Below are 18928 nucleotides of genomic sequence, written 5' to 3'. Positions count from 1 at the left end.
TATAAGCTGGCACCGGATATGAAGTATAAGTTGAAAGAACCAATCAACAAATAAGCACATATGCAAATCAACAAATTAATTTTAGCTCTGATTTTATTGAGCAGCACGGTCGTTGCACAAGAGTACCCAACGAAATTCACAGGTATTGAAGGATGGACAATTGAAGGGGAGAAGCAATACTATTCGCAGGATAACTTGTATGACTATATTAATGGCGCATCAGATTTTTACCTGGGGTATGATTTTCAGGATTTGTGGGTGGTGGATTATAAAAATGAAGCCGACCAAATGCTGACCCTCGAATTGTATCGTCACGGAAATAAGCTAAAGGCTTTTGGGATTTACTCTGAGGAACGTCCCCAGGGGGTTAAGCTGCAGGCGATAGGGGCGCAGGGCTTTATGGAAGGAGGCGCTGTCTTTTTTCTGGCAGATGATTACTACGTTAAGGTTTATAATAGCAGACCTGAGGTACCGGCTGATGAATTTCTAGCATTTGCTAAAACTATTGCCAATGCTATTTGCAGTAGCTGTGAGTTGCCGGCTGAATTTGCTTTATTTCCACCTAAAGGTAAAGTGGATTTAAGCGAACGTTACATGCCTGAGAATTTCATGGGGCTTACAGGCTTTAATGGGGTTTGTACGGTCAACTATTCGATGGCAGGAGAGAGCTTTCGCTTATTCATTTACACCGGCTCGGAAGATACGTGTCAGGCCATCATGAATAAGTACTTTGAGCGAATGAAGTATAAGAAAAAGTTGAAAGAGAAAACTTATGATTTTGATGATCCCTACCTTGGTAAGCTGAGGATAAGTTATCAAAAAGGTATTATTGCTGGCATTATTGACTCGAAGGCGCCAGCGACTCATGCCGAACTGCTCAATGCCTTGCTGGAAAATTAATCAGAACAGACTTAATAAAGAAAGCCGCATCTCATTTAGAAATGCGGCTTTTATAATGTCTGTCAGCAGACTATCGTCTTTTATTCTTTCTGCGTGCAGGCTTAGGTGAAGCCACTTCAAGGCTCACTTTTTTACCTTTCAGTTTCGTTTTGTTCAGCTTATTAATCAGCTCCTGCTCATATTCTTTATCCACTTCAACAAACGAGAAGTTACGTAAGAGCTCTATCTTACCAATTTTAACAGTAATGCCTTTCATATTGCTGTTGATAAGGCCAATCACCTCACCAGAAGTCAGCTTATCAGTTTTACCAATATTCAGGAACAAACGGCTGAATTTAACGCCTCCGCGGTCGCGCTTACCGGCTCTTCCGCCTTCTTCCTTGTAAATATTTAAGTCGGGAGCATCTTTATAATACTCCATGAAGCGATTGAATTCAGCTGCTACAAATTGCTTAATCAACTCTTCTTTATCGATGGCTGCCAGCTTTTCATACACAGCCGGAAGCACGGCATTAACAGGCGATGTCTCCTCCAGTTCGGTTTGAGCTACACGCTCAAGGAAGTGGAAAAGCTGCTTTTCACAGATCTCATCGGCCTTTGGAACCATCTTGCGCACGAAGGTTTTCTTGGCAATCTTTTCAATGGCCTTGATGCGGTGCATCTCGCGTGAGTGAATAATTGATACCGAGATACCTTCTTTACCGGCACGACCTGTTCGGCCACTTCGGTGTATATACACCTCAATATCATCGGGCAGGTTATAGTTGATAACATGCGTCAGATCATTTACATCAATACCACGGGCAGCCACGTCTGTAGCTACTAATAGTTGCAGGTGTTTTTTTCGGAAGCGGTGCATCACCAAATCACGCTGTGCCTGCGACAGGTCGCCATGTAAGGCATCGGCATTGTAGCCATCAGCCATTAGTTTATCAGCAATGTCTTTGGTTTCTTGTCGTGTACGGCAGAAGATAATACCATATACATCAGGTGTCACATCTACAATGCGTTTCAAAGCACGGTAACGGTCATGTGCCTGCACCATATAAAAATGGTGGTCTACTTTTTCGGCTCCCTGGTTTTTCTTACCTACACTAATCTCAACCGGCTCCTGCATGTAGTTTTTCGACATGCGAGCAATCTCAGGTGGCATAGTTGCAGAGAATAATAAAGTCTGACGCCACTCAGGTGTTTGAGCCATGATGCTTTCCAGGTCATCTTTAAAACCCATGTTAAGCATTTCATCAGCTTCGTCTAATATTAACCAGCGCACATCGCCCAATTGTATGGCGTTGCGGTTGATTAGGTCGTTCATACGCCCTGGAGTACCAACTACAATGTGTGTACCTCGCTTTAATGATTTAATTTGCGTGCGAATATCAGCTCCACCATAAACCGGCGTAATGTAAAGGTCTCTGTAGTTTTTCGCATAAGCTTTTAAATCCTGTGTTATTTGCAGGCAAAGCTCACGTGTTGGACACAAAATCAGCGCCTGCACATTTTTGTCGGCACGTTCGATTTGTGGAATAACCGGTAAGCCAAATGCACCTGTTTTACCAGTTCCTGTTTGCGCCAGTGCTATCAGGTCATTACCGTAGTTAAGGATTTCAGGAATGGTTTTGCTTTGAATAGGTGTTGGTGTTTCGTAGCCAAGCTCACCAATGGCACTTAGGATTTCCTCAGGAAGTCCTGTTTCTTTAAATGTTTGCATAATTTGCTCTTTATCCACCCGCTACCACGTTCTTGCAGCTGTTACCCAGAGTTAGCAAATATGCCACGATGTGCTACCGAAAGTGACCGGAGTGGTCCTTATTTTTAATGAGCGGCAAAGATAGAGCGTTTTTTCGAATATCAGCAGTATTCAATATTACTTAATGGATTATTTGTGATTAATTAACGTTATGGGGTTGTATTTTATTGAATGGATTGAATGGTCTAACTGCTCAACTACCTGATTGAAGATTTGAAGATAGCTTATTAGTTGAAGAGTTGAGAAGTTGAATCATTGTAGAGTTGGTAAAGTGTTGATTGATAACTGGCAATCAATGACTAAAGCCTCAAATAAGGACACCTCTGACAGTAGCCGGGTAGTATAATTTAAGTTCAACTATAGGCTGATGTCTATAACTACAATGCCACTTTTAACGAAAGAATAAAATTACGCCCTGGAGCAGCAATACCTGAAGAATAGGTTTTAAAACGCTCATCAGTAATATTTTCGATGCCGGCAGTTATGGTAGCGTACTGCTTTAAGGCATATTGGGCTTTAATGTTTAGTGTAGTCCAACCAGGTGAATAGGGATTGCCATTGGCATCTTTTGCATATAGATAATCTTTTCCAGCTTCAGACTCAGGCATGTTGCTAAAACTAATTTCGCCGTTGTAATGTACGTAAATATCTACCTTGATTCTTTGTTTTTCGTAGCTTACATGCGTATTGCCAAACCATGGTGCAGCATGGCGCAGTGGCGAATATGTTCCATCCTCCAGCTCCTCTTCACCTACTTGATAGTTAAAACGTGAAGAGGCACTGATACCACTTTTCCATTTGTATTCAACACCCAACTGGAGTCCATAAACATAGGCTTTAGCAGCATTCTGAATGGCTTGCACCTGGCTTAATTCATGATCGTACATGATGCTATCAGCATTGTTTAGCTGGTAGTCGTGGCGTACCATAGCATTTGTAAGGTGCGTGTAATAGGCTGCCATGTCCAGTTTCCATTTTTTCGCTACAACAACGGCTGCACCAATTTCTCCGTTAATAGCATATTCGGGTTTAAGATTTGGGTTGGGTACCACAACAGCACCAGGCTCCGAATCAAAAACTTTTCCTACATCATCAATGTTGGGAGCTCTGAAACCGGTGGATAATGAGCTGCTTAACTGCCAGCTGTTATTCGGATTATGAACGATACCCAGGCTACCTGTTAATGCCCCATTGTCAACCGATGTGCCGGTAAAGGGGAAATCGTAGAAAGCGTTGTCAAACTCAGCATCTATATGCACAGTATTATATCGTAAGCCAGCCTGAACATTTGTTTTCTCACTCATATGCATCAGGTAATTGCAGTAAAGGGCTGCCGATAGCCAGGTTGAGCCGTCGGGGTAGCGCGTGGATGCTGCACTGGTAGTACCGTCAGATAAGTTTTCTTCAAGACCTTCAGAGCCAATTTTATTGGTTATCAATTCGCTACCGTAGAATAGCTTATGTCCACTGTCCCAGTGTTTTTCAAAATCCAGATTGATGCTGAATGCATTTACTTTTTCTGTTCTTCTGGTTATGTCGTCTTTATGTATTTTCCGGTTATGTCTGCTTTCTTCGAAATGTTGATGGGCAATAATTAATTGCAGGTGATCGAAATACTGATTGCTGGCCGAATGCTGAATATTCAGGTTGTTCATCATCCATTTTTGAGGACCGTAATACCAATCACCATATTTTAATTCATCTTCACTATACATGATTAAACGATCATAACGCGGTACATCAGATGATTGAGAGTAGTGAAAACCATAGTTGACCAGCCAGCGCTCATTTGGCATGTATTTGAATTTTTGCATCAGATTGAGCTGATTGTAGCCACTTGGTGTTTGTACCCGGTCATCATTATTCTTAATGATAATATCTTCACCATTGATGCGTTTGACATATTCCGGACGTAAATAATCGTCAGGGCCATTACTTCCCATCTTTAAATCATCAAAATCAGAATAACTGATGGAGGTAAATGAAGCCAGTTTGTTAAATCCAAGGTTTAAATCAATATGGCCTGTTTTTTCATGATTAGCTGAAGAGTAGCGCGTAATAGCATTGGCTTTTACCAGCTGCTCTTCATCCTCATGCGATAAAATAGGTTCGAAGGTATAAAAGCCCATAACACCACCAATAGCATCACTGCCATAAATTACTGAACCTGGTCCAAATATCACTTCAGCTCTGTTGGTGGCAAACGGATCGAGTGATATAATGTTCTGAATATTTCCACTTCGGAAGATGGCATTATTCATGCGCACTCCATCTACTGCAATTAACACCCGGTTTGTAGCAAAACCTCTTATCATAGGGCTTCCGCCACCCATTTGACTTTTTTGAACATACACATCACCTGTCATTTCAACCAGGTCAGCAGCTGTCTGTGGGTTCAGAAAGTTTACCTCCTTGGGTTTGAGAACTGATATTTTAGCTGGTGTTTCTCGTCGGCCCTGTTTCCATTTAGTAGCCGAAACAACCACTTCATCCAACGACAGTTCGGTTTGTTCCATGTATAGTTTGAAGCCAGCCTGCTGGAGTTCGTCGTAGCTTAATTCAATAGTTTCATAACCAATAAGTCTGAAAATGATGCTATTAAGTCCTTCGAATTCACTAAAGTCACACTGCCCTTTCATGTTGGTGATGGTATTAACCTGAGGGGCCTGAGAAAATACAGTGACTAATTCAAGTGGCTGATGTGTTTGCTTGTCTCTCACCTGTAGTGTTTGAGCAGAAGCAAAAAGGGTAATAATATTAAAAAATGCAAGTATGTAGAATCGATACATTCGAACTTATTATTTGGGTTAATGGCCGCTTTTACAGCAAATATTGTGCAAATATAGAGTTTTTGTCGGGCAAATTTTAGCTGATAAATAGCTGTATCTGTTATCTATTTATCAATGTGTTTATATTGTGCTCATTACAAACTTGTTGTTGTGTTTAATCAGGCTGTAATAACGGTTAGTCGTTTTACAGAAGCAATTTGTCAAAATATAACAAACGTTCATCCATATTGTCGTAATAGCTTAATGATTAACTAAATCTAATAAAAATTGAAGTTGATAATGAAACGTATATTGTTTATTTGTACAGTATTGTTTGTTTGCATTCTTGCCAGCGCACAAGATTTTTCCTATTTAAAAGCAATTGATGTAGAAGATGAGGAGCAGTCCACAGAAGCAGCTGAAGCCGCCATGGAATGTTGTTGTTATTTAACTGGTGTACGCTACAATAAAAAAGATAGTCAGCGTCAGAATGCCAGCAGCTTCGTAAGAAAATGGCTGGAGGCTAATCATTCTGATAATTACTTAATCAATGGGCTCATTGAAAAGGATACGGAAGTAGGCGATATTTATATGGCCTATTTTGCGCTTAACTACCTGAACCATGATCAACAGGGGGGCTTACGAGAACTGCAGCTTGATGCTTTGAAGAACGTGGTTGAGTATTGTGCTAATACAGCCAATAAAATAAAAATGACCAAGGAACTGAAAGAAGTTGAAAAGCACATGCAGGCAGGACAGTTAGATGATTTTATTGCCAATTTGCGCTTAACAACTCAGGTCGAATAGTCTACTTGAAATTTACATTGATTTCCAGTATTTCGGGTCGATTACCGGTTCGCACAGGCGGGCCCCAGGTGCCAAAACCAGTGCTGACAATAAAGTGGCTGTCCTGTTTTTTTAAATAGCCCCGGCTAAGTTCAAATATTCGATTGGTAATGTAGCCAAAGGGCCATAATTGGCCGTGGTGCGTATGTCCTGATATTTGTAAGTCAATGCCCGATTGCGTAGGCAGATCCAGGTTATAGGGCTGGTGGTCCAGCATTATCAGAGGTTTAGTTTGATCAAGTTGAGCAATGAGTTCATTTATCTCAAGGCGAGCTTGTGCAGTGCGATTTTTATCGCGGTCTTCGCGGCCAATAATATAAAACTGATTATTGATGAATACCGACGTATCACGCAAAACGTTTATGCCATGTTCTTCCAGGTATTTTACAGAGCGCTCAGCTCCGCCTATGTATTCGTGATTACCAGTTGATGCATATACACCCATGGGTGCTTGTAGTTGCTTTAAACTTTCGCCCAGGTTTTGCTTAATAACGGGCATTACATCTTCATCTACCACATCGCCTGCCAGTAGAATAATATCTGGCTTCAGGCTGTTGATAGTTTCAACCAGCTTGCGGGTTTTTCTGGGACCTATTATTGTGCCCAGGTGAATATCTGATGCAGCTACTATCTTCAGCTCTTTTGCACCATTAGCTGTTTTGTTGATTGTGAGTTGGTGTCTGCTTATTTTAGGGCTCCAGGCATTAATAAAGCCACCTAGTATCACCAATAATCCTATTGCAGTAATGGTTATGCCTGTGTATAATTTCAGATTCAGATAGGCTGGTGTACCAACTTTTGGTAAAAAGTGAATAATGTAGTTGGCCATCCTAATAATATCAGTGGCAAATAGCAGCAATGTAAAATACAGCATGCCTGCAAACCAGAATGCTCCAATCCAGTGCAGTGTGTTGGAGACAGGTGAGTACCAAATTCTTTCAAGAAAACGTCCGGCAGGATAGGCAATTACTAATATCAGCATCGTTATCCTGAAAGCTGTTTTGAAAGCCGGCATTGTTTCAAGCCATTGTATCCCTCTGTGATAAATGTAATAGTTAACCAGAAAGTGAATGCTTAGTATGATACTTATAAAAATCAGGAAGCCGTAATTCTTCATAGAGATTAGTTCTTTGGTTTGTTAAACTTGCTCAAATATAAGTTGCAATGGTTTTGTATTAGAAAAATAACAGTCTAAACATGCAAAATGTTAGAATGAACCATTTAATTTGGCGACTGTTTGATAGGAGGTAATCATTAATTACAAACTATGGATAAGATTAAGTATTTAATAATGGCAGGAGGCACACTCATTCTGCTAGGTATTATTTTTAAAATATTTGGCGTTGAAGGACCATGGGCAGCGATTTGCTTTGGCGTTGGTGGAACCATGAAGATACTCTACCTGGTTTTGGGAGTCCGTTCGGGGCAGGTTAAATTGGGTAGCGAGATGCTGTTGCTGGCGCTTGGCTTGATGCTGATTTTTACTGCAGTATACTTAAGAAAAACGGAGCAATTAATGCATCTGTATGCCTGGTTTTTGTCTACAGGGATTATTATTAAAACGCTGTTTGTAGTACTCTTTATTCGAAAACAAAAACGTTATAGGAAAGAATTGGCTGTCGAGTAGTTTTCTATTTTCTCCGAAAAGCTTATGTTTATGGTGTTAAATCCGAAAACATACCTTAGAAAATGAAAAAAATCTATTGTCAGGTTATTTATCTGCTTTGCTTTTTAAACGCCGCCGTGGCTCAAACACCAGTTGTTTATAAAGAGGTAAAGCTCGATCCTTTACTGTGTTTGCAGATTAACAACTTTGAAGTTGCCCAAAGTATTGATGACCTTAAAAAGATTCCGCTGAAATATAATGCGAAATGCGAAAGTGTCGATTTTGGCAAAATCAACTTTGAAAAAAAGAGTGTGGTTGTATGTAGTCAATATGTGCGAAATGGTGAAACAGCTATTAAAACAACTAAGGTGGAAGTGTTGCGCAATGATCAGGCAAAACGTATAGATGTGTATTTTGCTTCATTTGGGAATGCGCAGATTCAGCGGCCCGGTAAAGTGTACGAGAATCGCAAATGGCTGTTGATGCCTAAGTTTCCTGAAAACTATAAAGTTGACGTGCATTACTCGCTAAAAGTGGTAGAGCCATAGAGCTTATGACAAAGAAGATATAAGAAAGGCGAGCATTGCTCGCCTTTTTGTTATTTGGTAGCTTTGATGGCCTCTGTGATTTTTTGTTCCAGCTCATCAGCCAGCTCAGGATTATCTTTGATAACTTCCTTAACGGCTTCACGGCCTTGTCCTAGTTTGGTTTCGCCATAGCTAAACCACGAACCACTTTTCTTGACAATATCCAGCTCAACGCTCATGTCAAGAATTTCACCAACGCGTGAGATACCTTCGCCATAGCGAATCTCGAATTCAGCCTTTTTAAATGGAGGTGCCACTTTGTTTTTCACCACTTTAACACGGGTGTGGCTGCCTACTACATTTTCACCATCTTTAATTTGAGTCACTCTGCGGATATCTAAACGGACAGAAGCGTAGAATTTAAGCGCATTACCACCTGTAGTGGTCTCTGGGTTACCAAACATTACACCAATTTTTTCGCGCAACTGGTTGATGAAGATACACGTGGTGTTGGTTTTGTTAATGGTTGAGGTTAGCTTACGCAGGGCTTGTGACATCAGGCGGGCCTGTAACCCCATGCGTGAATCTCCCATATCGCCTTCAATCTCAGCTTTAGGTGTAAGAGCAGCAACCGAGTCAATAACAATGATATCAATGGCCGAAGAGCGAATCAACTGATCAGCAATTTCCAGTGCTTGTTCGCCATTGTCAGGTTGCGAAATCAAAAGGCTTTCCAGATCAACGCCCAGTTTTTCGGCATAGAAACGGTCAAAAGCGTGCTCGGCATCAATAAAGGCAGCAATACCCCCGGCTTTTTGAGCTTCAGCGATAGCGTGAATAGCCAAAGTAGTTTTACCAGATGACTCAGGACCATATATTTCAATGATACGGCCGCGAGGGAAACCGCCCACACCCAAAGCCTGGTTAAGTGCAATGGAGCCGGTTGAAATAACAGGAACTTCCTCAATGGCTGTGTCGTCCATCTTCATGATGGTACCTTTGCCATAGGTCTTGTCAATCTTGTCCATGGTCAGCTGAAGGGCTTTCAGCTTTTCTTTGTTTACATTGTTTTCTTTTTTTTCTGCCATTATATTGATTTTAAGCTGTTTCTTCTATTAGGGGTTGATTGTTAAAGGCTTAGCGCTTCCAGAATCTGATTTGTGTGATCTTTCGTCTTTACCTTTTCAAATATTTTGATGATCACCCCGTTTTCATCGATGATGAAGGTTTTGCGTAATACACCCATGTATTCTTTGCCGTACATCTTTTTAAGTCCCCAGGCATCATATTGCTGAAGGATATCCTTTTCGGTATCGGCTATTAAATTAAAGCGCAGATTATGCTTGGCAATAAATCGCTGGTGCGATCCTGCACTATCCGGGCTTACGCCAACCACCTCAAATCCTTTAGAGGTTAAGTCTTCATAATTGTCGCTTAAATTGCACGATTCAGCCGTACAACCGGGCGTGTTGTCCTTTGGGTAGAAATACAAGATGACTTTTTTACCAGAAAAATCAGTCAAACTGATTTCTTTCTCGTCTTGGTTAATCCCTTTGAAAATGGGAGCTTTGTCTCCTTCTTTAAGCATTACTTTATTGTTTTAGAGTGGAATAGGAAAAAGACTTTTTCATGATTCCTAATTTACAAATATATTTATTAAACAACGATTAGCAGGATGCATGGTTCAAAAGTTATTAACAGCAACAATGCTTATCATAGGCTTGCTTTGCCTGGTATTTGATTTAGTTGTTGATAATTTTGAGTACGAGGCAGTAAGACCTGCTCAGGCTAATAAATTCGTTGGGCATTTAGCTATTTTGGCGGTATTGTTTAATTTTGAAGTTTAATCCACATGTAAGAAAATAACTGAATGTATAATTTAAGGTCACTCATACTAGTATTTATTTTTATAGCAGGTTCATTGCAAATGAGCATGGCTCAGGATAGGACATATTCCGCGCAGGAAGCGCTTGCTCTATTTAAAGATGGCGACTATGCTGAAGCTGAAAAAGCCTACGCTGCTTTATTAAAACGTAATGAACGGGATTTAAAGCACAACTACTATTATGGCATTTGCCTGCTGCAAAATAATAATGATATTTCGCAGGCTGTAAAGCGCTTGAAATATGCTGCTTTAAAAGGCGTTAGCAGAGATGCGTTTTACTACCTGGGACGTGCCTATCAGCTGAGTTACCAGTTTGATGAAGCTGGAAAACAATATGCGCGATTCCTCAAATATGCTTCTGCTTCCGATATACGAAATGAGAAGGCCATTAAGTATCAGCAAGAGTGTGAATATGGCCTGCAGCAGTCGGCCAAAATATTTTCGTTAACGGTTTATCAGCGCGATACCGTTCCGGCAGAGGATTTCTTGAATGCTTATCATCCAGCCAAAGATGTGGGTAAGGTGATGCATAATGAGTCGTTTTTTGAATCTGGTCTGGACCCCAAAGGTATTTTGTATCTCACTGAACGTGGAGATGAGGTCTATTTTACCATGACGAAGGAAGATAAAGGCGAAGGGATTTATAAAATGGAGAAACTGCTGGATGGATGGAGCGAAAGCCTGGAATTGGATGGAATCAGTTCAGAATTTAACGAACGGCATCCTTTTCTTTTGATTGATGGCTCAACCATCTTCTTTTCATCGAATCGTGAAGGAGGTTTAGGTGGTTATGATTTATATAAGGCCAATTACGATGCTGAAAGTAAATCGTTTTCACAGCCTGTTAACATGGGTATTCCATTTAACTCGCCAAAGGATGACTTTTTATTTGTGGCTGATGAATTCAATAGTGTGGCTTGGTTTGCCTCTAACCGCGAAACCAATGATTCGACCCTGATTGTGTATACCATCAAATGGGATGATACGGTGGTTAAGAATTTTGTTGAGGACATCAACCAGGTGCGTTCAGAAGCTGAATTGTCACTATCCTCTGAATCATATACCTATGGAGTAAACGGAGAAGCTAAACAATCGGATGTTAATGCGTCAAAGCAGCCGGCATTTCGTTTTATGGTGGCCGATACCCTCGAGTATACCCAATTGGACCATTTTAAAAGTGCTGATGCCAAGGCTACGTTTACCGAGGCCATGGAACTGCAACATCAAAAAGATAGCCTTTCAGCTTTGATGCGCCAAAAGAGACAGGCATATGCCCGCACCAATTCAGACGATGAAAGGGCTATGTTGGTGAATGATATTCTTAGTCTTGAAAAGAAAGTATACGGCTTGGATGATTCAATAGAGAGCAGTTTTTACCAGGCCCGTCTAACCGAGATTGAAGAGATAAAAAAACGGGTAGCTGCAGGAACATACTCATCTTCAGTGCATGTCAAAAAAAATGGGGCTGATGACAAGAAACTTCAGGATATATTAATACCTGAGGAATATACCTTTTATACCGATGAAGAATTTGCCAGGCAATTAGAAGAGCTGGAGAAGATGTATAGTTTATTGTTCTCGACTGAAGAAATTAAGCAGCTTCACCATGCCGATTCACTCTATATATGGGGTAATATCCTTAACCTTGAGTCTTCAAAGCTATTGGAGATGGCTAATGATGCCACTGATGAGGCAGAGTCTGTCATTGCCGTATTACGACAAAAAGATTCTTTGGAAGAGGAAGGGCAGGCAAGAGTCAATGTTGATAAAGCCAATGAACTTAAGGAAACGGCATTAAAGCTCTATCACGAGTCACTTGATAGTAAGTATAAAATTTATAGTAATAAGTTGAGAGAGACACTTATTGCAAATACTGTTGATGATCTTTCTTTTATGGAAGAAGCCCAGGCGGGTAGCAGAGAATACTATAAGGAGGCCATGGAGCTGATTGATCCAATTAAGGGCTACGATTTGAATGGTTATGAAAAATCAGGAGCCGTTAAACGTACAGCTGTTTCCATTCAGGAGCAAAGTCTCATAACATATACCAATGTTGTTAGGGGTGAGGATGTAAAAGTGGGAGAGGAAGTTGAAAGGCATGTGCCAAAAACATATCAGGAGTTGCAGGGCACAGCAGAGGAAACAAAGGCACCGGCAAAGGTGGTTGAGGAAGCCTTTAAGAAAGAAAGTGCCAATCAATTGATTTATAAAATACAGATTGGCGTATTTAGAAATGAGCCTGATGCAGCCGCTGTATCCAAAATACCGCCTATCTCAAAGGTGGAAATCCCTTCAAAAGGTTTAACCAAATATTTTGCAGGAGAATACCCATCATACACTGACGCACAAAAAGATATTGACCAGGTGCAATCATCTGGTTTTCCCGGGGCATTTATTGTGGTGTTTAAAGATGGGAAGCAAATTAACCTGACCGAAGAACTCAAAAAGTAGAAATTAGTATTTCACAAAAAAATATGGTTAATTTATAGAAACTTTTAATGTATGGTTTCATTTAGTAAACGTAGCGAGGAGCATAACAGAGAAGGCAACGGCAATGAAGTTCGTACCTTGACCTTGCACAATGATGATATTAACTCGTTTGATCATGTTATTGATGTGCTATGCGAAGTGTGTCAGCATGATGCCATTCAGGCCGAACAATGTGCTTTTTTAACGCACTATACTGGTTCATGCCAGATAAAATTGGGCAACATGGACGATTTAATCCTTTTGAAAGAACAACTCTCAGAACAACGTTTACTGGTTACAATAGATTAATCCTATGTCAGCACTTGTTATTATCTTGATCATCCTCCTGGGCTTGTTTCTGCTTATTTTAGAATTCTTTGTATTTCCGGGCGTTACTTTTGCGGGTATCGGCGGTTTTATATTTACGGCCGGAGGTATCTTTCTGGCCTATCAGGGGTATGGTAATACCTACGGAAATATTGCCTTAGTGAGTACATTATTTGCCGGAATAATCATACTGGTTCTCTCCTTCAGGTCTAAAACATGGAATCGCCTGATGTTGCATTCGCAGGTTGATGGTAAGGTGGAAACCGTAGGTGAAGATACAATCCATGCAGGAGATGAAGGAGTGACAATTACCCGTCTCAATCCTATTGGTAAGGTAATGATCAATGGTGAAGTACTTGAGGGCAGATGTCCTGGTCATTTCATTGATGAAAACTCACCGGTGACCGTAAAAGAAGTTTTTAAAACCTATATAATTGTCAAACCAAAAAATACTTAAATGGCAGGTTTAGCTCCTATTTTCTTAATTGCAGCGATTATAGTCGTTGTATTTCTATTTCTTTATTATGTGCCAATATTACTATGGTTCTCAGCCTTGGTATCGGGTGTTCGTATCTCGCTAATTCAGCTGGTGCTGATGCGTATACGTAAGGTGCCTCCAGGCATTATTGTACGTGCTTTGATTGAAGCATCAAAAGCCGGATTATCGGAAATAAAACGCGATGAACTGGAAGCACACTATCTGGCTGGTGGTCATGTTGAGAGTGTGGTGCATGCATTGGTATCAGCAGCCAAAGCAAATATTGACTTGAATTTCCAAATGGCTACTGCCATCGATTTGGCCGGTCGCGATGTATTTGAGGCGGTGCAAATGTCGGTTAATCCAAAGGTGATTGATACACCTCCGGTAGCTGCAGTAGCTAAAGATGGTATTCAGTTGATTGCTAAGGCTCGTGTAACGGTTCGTGCCAGTATTAAGCAGTTGGTTGGTGGAGCCGGAGAGGAGACCGTATTAGCACGTGTAGGAGAAGGCATTGTATCTTCTATCGGTTCTTCAGTATCGCATAAAGCCGTGTTGGAAAATCCGGACTCGATCTCTAAGGTGGTTTTAGAAAAAGGATTAGACGCAGGTACTGCTTTCGAAATTTTATCCATTGATATCGCCGATATTGATATAGGTAAAAACATTGGTGCAGGCTTACAGATTGATCAGGCAGAAGCTGATAAAAATATTGCTCAGGCCAAAGCAGAAGAGCGCAGAGCTATGGCAGTAGCATTAGAGCAGGAAATGAAAGCCAAGGCTCAGGAAGCACGAGCTAAGGTAATAGAAGCAGAAGCTGACGTACCTAAGGCGCTGGCGGAAGCTTTTCGTAATGGTAATTTAGGTGTAATGGATTACCTCAAGTATAAAAATATTGAGGCTGACACGGCCATGAGAGACTCAATCGCCAAGCCTGGCGGTAAGCCTCCGAAAAAAGATTAACTTTTTTTACAGCTACCTTCGGGTAGCTTTTTTTTTGATCGATAATTAGTTAGAAGAGCCGAACAAAAAAGCGATGATATTTTGTGTAGATTTTTTTCATTTTAATTTTGGAGGTTTAATTCTATTTGCTACTTTTGCAATCGCAATCGCAAAGGGGACGAGGGATAGAGAAGACAGAGCGGTTGTTTCTCTTTAAAGAAAGAGAAGAAAAAGGAGAGATGGGTGAGTGGCTGAAACCACCAGTTTGCTAAACTGGCGTACGGGTAACCGTACCGGGGGTTCGAATCCCCCTCCCTCCGCTCAAATTTAGTTTCGGGGTGTAGCGCAGTCCGGTTAGCGCACCTGGTTTGGGACCAGGGGGTCCCAGGTTCGAATCCTGGTACCCCGACAACTTTCAAGAGCTAAATAATGTTTAGCTCTTTTATTTTGAGTTTTAAGTTTATTGATTCGGGGTGTAGCGCAGTCCGGTTAGCGCACCTGGTTTGGGACCAGGGGGTCCCAGGTTCGAATCCTGGTACCCCGACAAAATACAAGGGATAAGTTTTATACTTATCCCTTTTTTGTACCCTCATATTACAAAAGGCATCTTTAGGACCACATCCAAATTGTGGGTCTAGGCATAAGTTAGCGAGCAGTTCAAAATTCTATAACCTTATTGGAAAAATAACGTTAGTAAGCCTGAGAATACATCATTATTAAAAGGATAAGGTTTTGGGGATTGATTACACGTTTAAAGGAGTTGTTAATTCATTTAATACGGTTAAAGGAGATATTATTGATTTTTCATATCTGACAATAACTCTTCTGCTGGGTCCCCTATATGCTTATAACCTGTATTTTGAAGAGTCTCCTGTGCTGGCATTTGTACTTAATTCAATTGTCTTACTCGGATTGGTGGTAGTAGTTGTTTTTAAATCCAAAATACCCATTCGCGTAAAAACACTCTTTCTGCTTTTTGTGCTCATATTCGGCAACCTTTATAGCATCTACCGGTATGGTTTCTTTGGAGGTGGACAGTATTTTATGATACTCATTTTTGGCTTATCTATCTTTTACTATAATCGATGGTGGGCCATTGGTATTAATATCGTTTTGGTGGTCTACTTTTTCATATATATGCATTTGTATACAACGGGTCAGTTGCAGTATGACGTTTCTCCTCAATTACTGGTTCGAAGTAAAATGGTGTGGCTGGCTGATTTTATCCTGACAATAGTGGTGATGGCTATTGGAGGATATGCTATTCGAAAAACGTTTATAGCTTATCAGTATAAAGTGAAAGAGCAACATGATAGCTTTAAAAAGTTCAACTACACGTTGGATAATTTACCAATTCCGGTAGCTGCATTAACAGTTGATAAGCGAATAAGCTATTTTAACGAGGCATTCTATCAATATTTTGGCTTTGACGCCGAAGAAATACCGTATATCGAAGATTGGTTTAGACAAGTGTATCCTGATCCTGCTAAAAGAATAGAAATTGAAGCAAATTCGCAAAGACAGATAAAAAATGGTTTTCGAGAACAATTGCAGTTGCCAATCGAATACAACGATTTTCTTACAAAAAGTGGAGAGGTAAAAAGTGCAGAAGTGAATCACACATTTCTGGGTGATGTGGCTATTTGTGCATTTATTGATTTAACTGAGCGAAAGAGGAAGCGACGCCTTATTGTTGAAACAATGATGAAGGCTGAAGAAAAAGAAAACAAGCGGATTGCCCAGGAGCTACACGATGGAGTAGGTCCTTTACTTTCTGCTGCAAAAATATATGCTCATAGCCTGACTAATCATACTGTTGATGCAGATAAAGAAATGTTAAGTGAAAAACTAAACGAATTGTTAAATGGAGCTTTAAAGGAGTTAAGAAACACCATTAACAATGTGACGCCTCAAATATTACAAAAGTATGGATTAGCAAGGGCTGTTGAATCGTTTGTTAACCATATACAGCCAATCACAAGTATTCAGTTTCTTATAGATGTAGATGAGTTATCCTTTCGTGATTCCCTCATTGAGCTGGCCGTTTATAGAGCGCTCATTGAGCTAATCAATAACTCTATAAAGTATGGTTCACCAACTGAAATTAAGATAGCTATTAAGAATGATGATGGTGGACTAGTAGTTTCCTATATTGACAATGGTGTAGGATTTGACATTGACCAAGTTAAACAGAATGGCTTTGGCTTGTCCAATATTACCAATAGAATTGAAACGATTGGAGGTAAAATAAGTTTTAACACTGGTGCAGGAGCTGGTGTGTATGTTGAAATAGCTTTCAAGCATTAAAATGTATACTAATGATACGTATTGCCATAGTTGAAGATCATGTAATGGTTCGCGAGGGAATAAAAATGTTTATTAATCAAGTGGAGGACATGCAGGTAGTGGCCGAATTTGATAATGGCGTTGAATGGCTGAACAGTTTTGGTAGTCAACACTATGATGTATCATTGGTAGATATTAATATGCCGCAATTAAATGGGCTGGATGCACTTGGCAAGGCCTTGCAGATTCAGCCGGATCATCAGATTATTATGCTGTCCATGCATCATGATGTCAACTACTTCAAGGAGGCATTTGTAAAGGGGGCAAAAGGATTTGTGCTTAAAGATATGAGCGTAGAAGAGCTGGCCCATGCTATCCGCCTGGTGAATGAAGGGCAGACTTATTTTTCTGATGAGTTTTTAAAGGCGGTGGCATCTAGTCTCAAATCCGAACGAGAAGAAGAAAAGGTACTACGTTATGAGGCAGGTGAATTACATGAAAGTGAACAACAACTTTTAACATTAATATGCAAAGGTTACACCAATAAGGAGCTGGCCGAGGCATTGTTTCTAAGCGTTAAAGCCATTGAAAGTCAAAAAACAAAACTTCTGAGAAAAACAGGATCTCGAAACAATGCTGGTTTAATCGTTTGGGCTATCAAGCATCACATAGTTAAAATCTGATTCCACAATAGGGAAAACCCTATCAAAGATATAGTAAAAACCCTTTCCACATGTAGGGATATATACGCAACTCAAGATGTACATATGCGTTTACACGCATATGAATGCAGCAACAATCTTTAAGGTGATTATTGTAGACGATTGTGAGGCTTTTGGGCAAAGTTTGCAGTTTCTCTTAAGTCATATGCCTCAATATGAGGTTTTAGCTATACTCAGCGATGTAAAAGATGTGATTGAATATCCTTATCTGGCACAAGCCGATTTAATTATAATGGATATGAGCATGCCAATCGTTAATGGCGTAGATGCCGGGAAACAGATTAACTGTATATTGCCTGATATTAAGCTGGTTGCTATTACGCAAAATAATGATATGGTATGCCTAAGAGAACTGGTGGAGGCTGGTTTCCGGGGGTACGTTTTAAAGCACACCATTGTCGAAGATTTGGCAAATGTGCTAAATGCCGTTCTGAAGAATGAGTTGGCATTTCCCAAAGAGTTAGTATTAAGAAATATTTTATAAGTCTGCTATAGACCGGGAAATAGCAGTAAAAAGGGGAATCTATTAATTAATTTAACATGTCGAAGATATTTAAACCTATTCACTGTGCAGTGAGTATAGCAATGCTTTTGCTCCAATTGAATCATGTTTGTGCACAGGAAAAGTCAGGAAAGGCAGAGGTATATTTAGGTGGTGATTTAACAACAAGGTTTTATTGGAGAGGTATGTTGCTTAGTGCTTCACCGGCATTTCAACCATACCTGGAGCTTAATAAGGGGATGGTTACTTTAGGTGCTTGGGGTTCGTATTCATTTGCCAAAGAACCCTATCAGGAAATTGATGTGTACTTATCGATAGAGCATGATAATAAACGTCTGACTATCTACGATTATTTTAGTTCCATAGACTCCCTGGATGTTTCGCATCAGTATTTTGACTGGTCTAATACCACCACAACCCATGCAGTAGAACTAATTGCTGAGTGGTGGGATATAATGGAAAGTTCATTTTCCCTCGAAGCCGGGGTTTTCATATATGGAGATGATAAAGATGAAAGCAATCGATCATACTACTCGGCTTATTTTGAGCCGCAGTATCGTTTCTTGATTCAAGATAATCAGATGAAAGTTTTTGCCGGGTTTACACCAGTTGAAAGCTTATATGCAACTAAGGCTGCATTTGTAAATGTGGGAGTAACAGCAGAGCGTCAATTAAGGATTAATGAGCACATCGAATTTCCATTCACACTCATGTTTGCCGTTAATCCGCATGCCGAAAGTGTTTTTATGGTGGCGACGGTATCGCTCTAAGATGCCTGATGTAGTTAGAGTTATGATTTATTAATAAGGGAATAATAATAGTTGAGTCACTAGTGTCCCATTAAAATTGGGACGTTATTAATGATTAAACAAATTTGGCTCATTAAGCCTAAAACGTTCTTTGTCATTTTGAAATTTAGT

Annotated in this window: 17 protein-coding genes and 3 tRNA genes; 15 read left to right on the top strand and 5 right to left on the bottom strand. The window is 40.3% G+C overall.

Going from position 1 to position 18928, the window contains the following annotated elements; translation table 11 throughout:
• Positions 1–60 precede the first annotated feature (60 nt).
• Positions 61–900: a DUF6599 family protein gene (locus KEM09_RS12730; RefSeq protein WP_212228826.1), complete on the top strand. Its 840-nt coding sequence runs from the start codon at positions 61–63 to the stop codon at positions 898–900.
• Positions 901–970: 70 nt separating this feature from the next.
• Here KEM09_RS12730 and KEM09_RS12725 read toward each other — a convergent pair whose 3' ends face one another.
• Together KEM09_RS12725 and KEM09_RS12720 are read right to left on the bottom strand one after the other, a co-directional pair.
• Complete coding sequence (locus tag KEM09_RS12725; protein ID WP_212228825.1) at positions 971–2611, bottom strand: DEAD/DEAH box helicase; 1641 nt, start codon at positions 2609–2611, stop codon at positions 971–973.
• 416 nt (positions 2612–3027) lie between these two features.
• On the bottom strand, positions 3028–5439 hold the full coding sequence (locus KEM09_RS12720) for a TonB-dependent receptor (protein ID WP_212228823.1): 2412 nt from the start codon (positions 5437–5439) through the stop codon (positions 3028–3030).
• Between the two features lie 279 nt (positions 5440–5718).
• Here KEM09_RS12720 and KEM09_RS12715 point away from each other — a divergent pair, with 279 nt between their 5' ends.
• Positions 5719–6225 (top strand): hypothetical protein, encoded by a 507-nt coding sequence (locus tag KEM09_RS12715; protein ID WP_212228821.1) that lies wholly within the window; start codon positions 5719–5721, stop codon positions 6223–6225.
• A gap of 1 nt (position 6226) precedes the next feature.
• Here the strand turns inward: KEM09_RS12715 and KEM09_RS12710 are convergent, their stop codons facing one another.
• The gene (locus tag KEM09_RS12710; protein WP_212228819.1) at positions 6227–7381 is read right to left on the bottom strand and encodes a metallophosphoesterase; all 1155 of its coding nucleotides are present in this window, start codon (positions 7379–7381) and stop codon (positions 6227–6229) included.
• A gap of 150 nt (positions 7382–7531) precedes the next feature.
• On the opposite strand from KEM09_RS12710, the gene KEM09_RS12705 reads away from it, so the two are divergent.
• Both KEM09_RS12705 and KEM09_RS12700 read left to right on the top strand, forming a co-directional pair.
• Complete coding sequence (locus tag KEM09_RS12705) at positions 7532–7891, top strand: hypothetical protein (RefSeq protein ID WP_212228817.1); 360 nt, start codon at positions 7532–7534, stop codon at positions 7889–7891.
• A gap of 62 nt (positions 7892–7953) precedes the next feature.
• A complete protein-coding gene (locus KEM09_RS12700; protein WP_212228815.1) occupies positions 7954–8418 on the top strand; it encodes a hypothetical protein in 465 nt (154 codons plus the stop codon).
• Positions 8419–8468: 50 nt separating this feature from the next.
• Here KEM09_RS12700 and recA read toward each other — a convergent pair whose 3' ends face one another.
• Positions 8469–9485 carry a recombinase RecA gene (recA, locus tag KEM09_RS12695; RefSeq protein WP_212228813.1) on the bottom strand — a complete coding sequence of 339 codons (1017 nt, stop codon included), beginning with the start codon at positions 9483–9485 and terminating at the stop codon, positions 8469–8471.
• A 41-nt stretch (positions 9486–9526) separates the two neighbouring features.
• Positions 9527–9985: a thioredoxin-dependent thiol peroxidase gene (gene bcp / locus KEM09_RS12690; protein WP_212228811.1), complete on the bottom strand. Its 459-nt coding sequence runs from the start codon at positions 9983–9985 to the stop codon at positions 9527–9529.
• Between the two features lie 282 nt (positions 9986–10267).
• Here bcp and KEM09_RS12685 point away from each other — a divergent pair, with 282 nt between their 5' ends.
• From KEM09_RS12685 to KEM09_RS12635, 11 genes are all read left to right on the top strand, one after another.
• Positions 10268–12733: a PD40 domain-containing protein gene (locus KEM09_RS12685; protein WP_212228809.1), complete on the top strand. Its 2466-nt coding sequence runs from the start codon at positions 10268–10270 to the stop codon at positions 12731–12733.
• A 51-nt stretch (positions 12734–12784) separates the two neighbouring features.
• On the top strand, positions 12785–13060 hold the full coding sequence (locus KEM09_RS12680; protein ID WP_212192975.1) for an ATP-dependent Clp protease adaptor ClpS: 276 nt from the start codon (positions 12785–12787) through the stop codon (positions 13058–13060).
• Between the two features lie 4 nt (positions 13061–13064).
• Complete coding sequence (locus KEM09_RS12675) at positions 13065–13535, top strand: NfeD family protein (protein ID WP_212228807.1); 471 nt, start codon at positions 13065–13067, stop codon at positions 13533–13535.
• Complete coding sequence (gene floA, locus KEM09_RS12670) at positions 13536–14519, top strand: flotillin-like protein FloA (protein ID WP_212228805.1); 984 nt, start codon at positions 13536–13538, stop codon at positions 14517–14519.
• A gap of 212 nt (positions 14520–14731) precedes the next feature.
• Positions 14732–14818 (top strand) — tRNA-Ser (locus tag KEM09_RS12665).
• A 14-nt stretch (positions 14819–14832) separates the two neighbouring features.
• A tRNA-Pro gene (locus tag KEM09_RS12660) sits at positions 14833–14907 on the top strand.
• A 60-nt stretch (positions 14908–14967) separates the two neighbouring features.
• Positions 14968–15042: transfer RNA gene (locus tag KEM09_RS12655), tRNA-Pro, on the top strand.
• Positions 15043–15230: 188 nt separating this feature from the next.
• Positions 15231–16805: a sensor histidine kinase gene (locus KEM09_RS12650; RefSeq protein ID WP_212228803.1), complete on the top strand. Its 1575-nt coding sequence runs from the start codon at positions 15231–15233 to the stop codon at positions 16803–16805.
• Between the two features lie 11 nt (positions 16806–16816).
• Positions 16817–17467 carry a response regulator transcription factor gene (locus KEM09_RS12645; protein ID WP_212228802.1) on the top strand — a complete coding sequence of 217 codons (651 nt, stop codon included), beginning with the start codon at positions 16817–16819 and terminating at the stop codon, positions 17465–17467.
• Positions 17468–17567: 100 nt separating this feature from the next.
• On the top strand, positions 17568–17990 hold the full coding sequence (locus tag KEM09_RS12640; RefSeq protein WP_212228801.1) for a response regulator: 423 nt from the start codon (positions 17568–17570) through the stop codon (positions 17988–17990).
• Between the two features lie 56 nt (positions 17991–18046).
• Positions 18047–18778 (top strand): hypothetical protein, encoded by a 732-nt coding sequence (locus tag KEM09_RS12635; RefSeq protein ID WP_212228800.1) that lies wholly within the window; start codon positions 18047–18049, stop codon positions 18776–18778.
• Positions 18779–18928 lie beyond the last annotated feature (150 nt).

The organism is Carboxylicivirga mesophila, from assembly GCF_018271975.1.
GTDB lineage: Bacteria > Bacteroidota > Bacteroidia > Bacteroidales > Marinilabiliaceae > Carboxylicivirga > Carboxylicivirga mesophila.
Note: the sequence above shows the minus strand (reverse complement) of the source record. Positions and strands in the feature narration are given on the sequence as shown.

Coding starts and splice junctions, on each gene's coding strand:
- KEM09_RS12685 (WP_212228809.1), top strand. CDS start 10,268: ATGTATAATTTAAGGTCACTCATACTAGTATTTATTTTTATAGCAGGT.
- KEM09_RS12700 (WP_212228815.1), top strand. CDS start 7,954: ATGAAAAAAATCTATTGTCAGGTTATTTATCTGCTTTGCTTTTTAAAC.
- KEM09_RS12635 (WP_212228800.1), top strand. CDS start 18,047: ATGTCGAAGATATTTAAACCTATTCACTGTGCAGTGAGTATAGCAATG.
- KEM09_RS12680 (WP_212192975.1), top strand. CDS start 12,785: ATGGTTTCATTTAGTAAACGTAGCGAGGAGCATAACAGAGAAGGCAAC.
- KEM09_RS12705 (WP_212228817.1), top strand. CDS start 7,532: ATGGATAAGATTAAGTATTTAATAATGGCAGGAGGCACACTCATTCTG.
- KEM09_RS12640 (WP_212228801.1), top strand. CDS start 17,568: ATGAATGCAGCAACAATCTTTAAGGTGATTATTGTAGACGATTGTGAG.
- KEM09_RS12675 (WP_212228807.1), top strand. CDS start 13,065: ATGTCAGCACTTGTTATTATCTTGATCATCCTCCTGGGCTTGTTTCTG.
- KEM09_RS12715 (WP_212228821.1), top strand. CDS start 5,719: ATGAAACGTATATTGTTTATTTGTACAGTATTGTTTGTTTGCATTCTT.
- KEM09_RS12730 (WP_212228826.1), top strand. CDS start 61: ATGCAAATCAACAAATTAATTTTAGCTCTGATTTTATTGAGCAGCACG.
- bcp (WP_212228811.1), bottom strand. CDS start 9,985: ATGCTTAAAGAAGGAGACAAAGCTCCCATTTTCAAAGGGATTAACCAA.
- KEM09_RS12725 (WP_212228825.1), bottom strand. CDS start 2,611: ATGCAAACATTTAAAGAAACAGGACTTCCTGAGGAAATCCTAAGTGCC.
- KEM09_RS12710 (WP_212228819.1), bottom strand. CDS start 7,381: ATGAAGAATTACGGCTTCCTGATTTTTATAAGTATCATACTAAGCATT.
- floA (WP_212228805.1), top strand. CDS start 13,536: ATGGCAGGTTTAGCTCCTATTTTCTTAATTGCAGCGATTATAGTCGTT.
- KEM09_RS12645 (WP_212228802.1), top strand. CDS start 16,817: ATGATACGTATTGCCATAGTTGAAGATCATGTAATGGTTCGCGAGGGA.
- recA (WP_212228813.1), bottom strand. CDS start 9,485: ATGGCAGAAAAAAAAGAAAACAATGTAAACAAAGAAAAGCTGAAAGCC.
- KEM09_RS12720 (WP_212228823.1), bottom strand. CDS start 5,439: ATGTATCGATTCTACATACTTGCATTTTTTAATATTATTACCCTTTTT.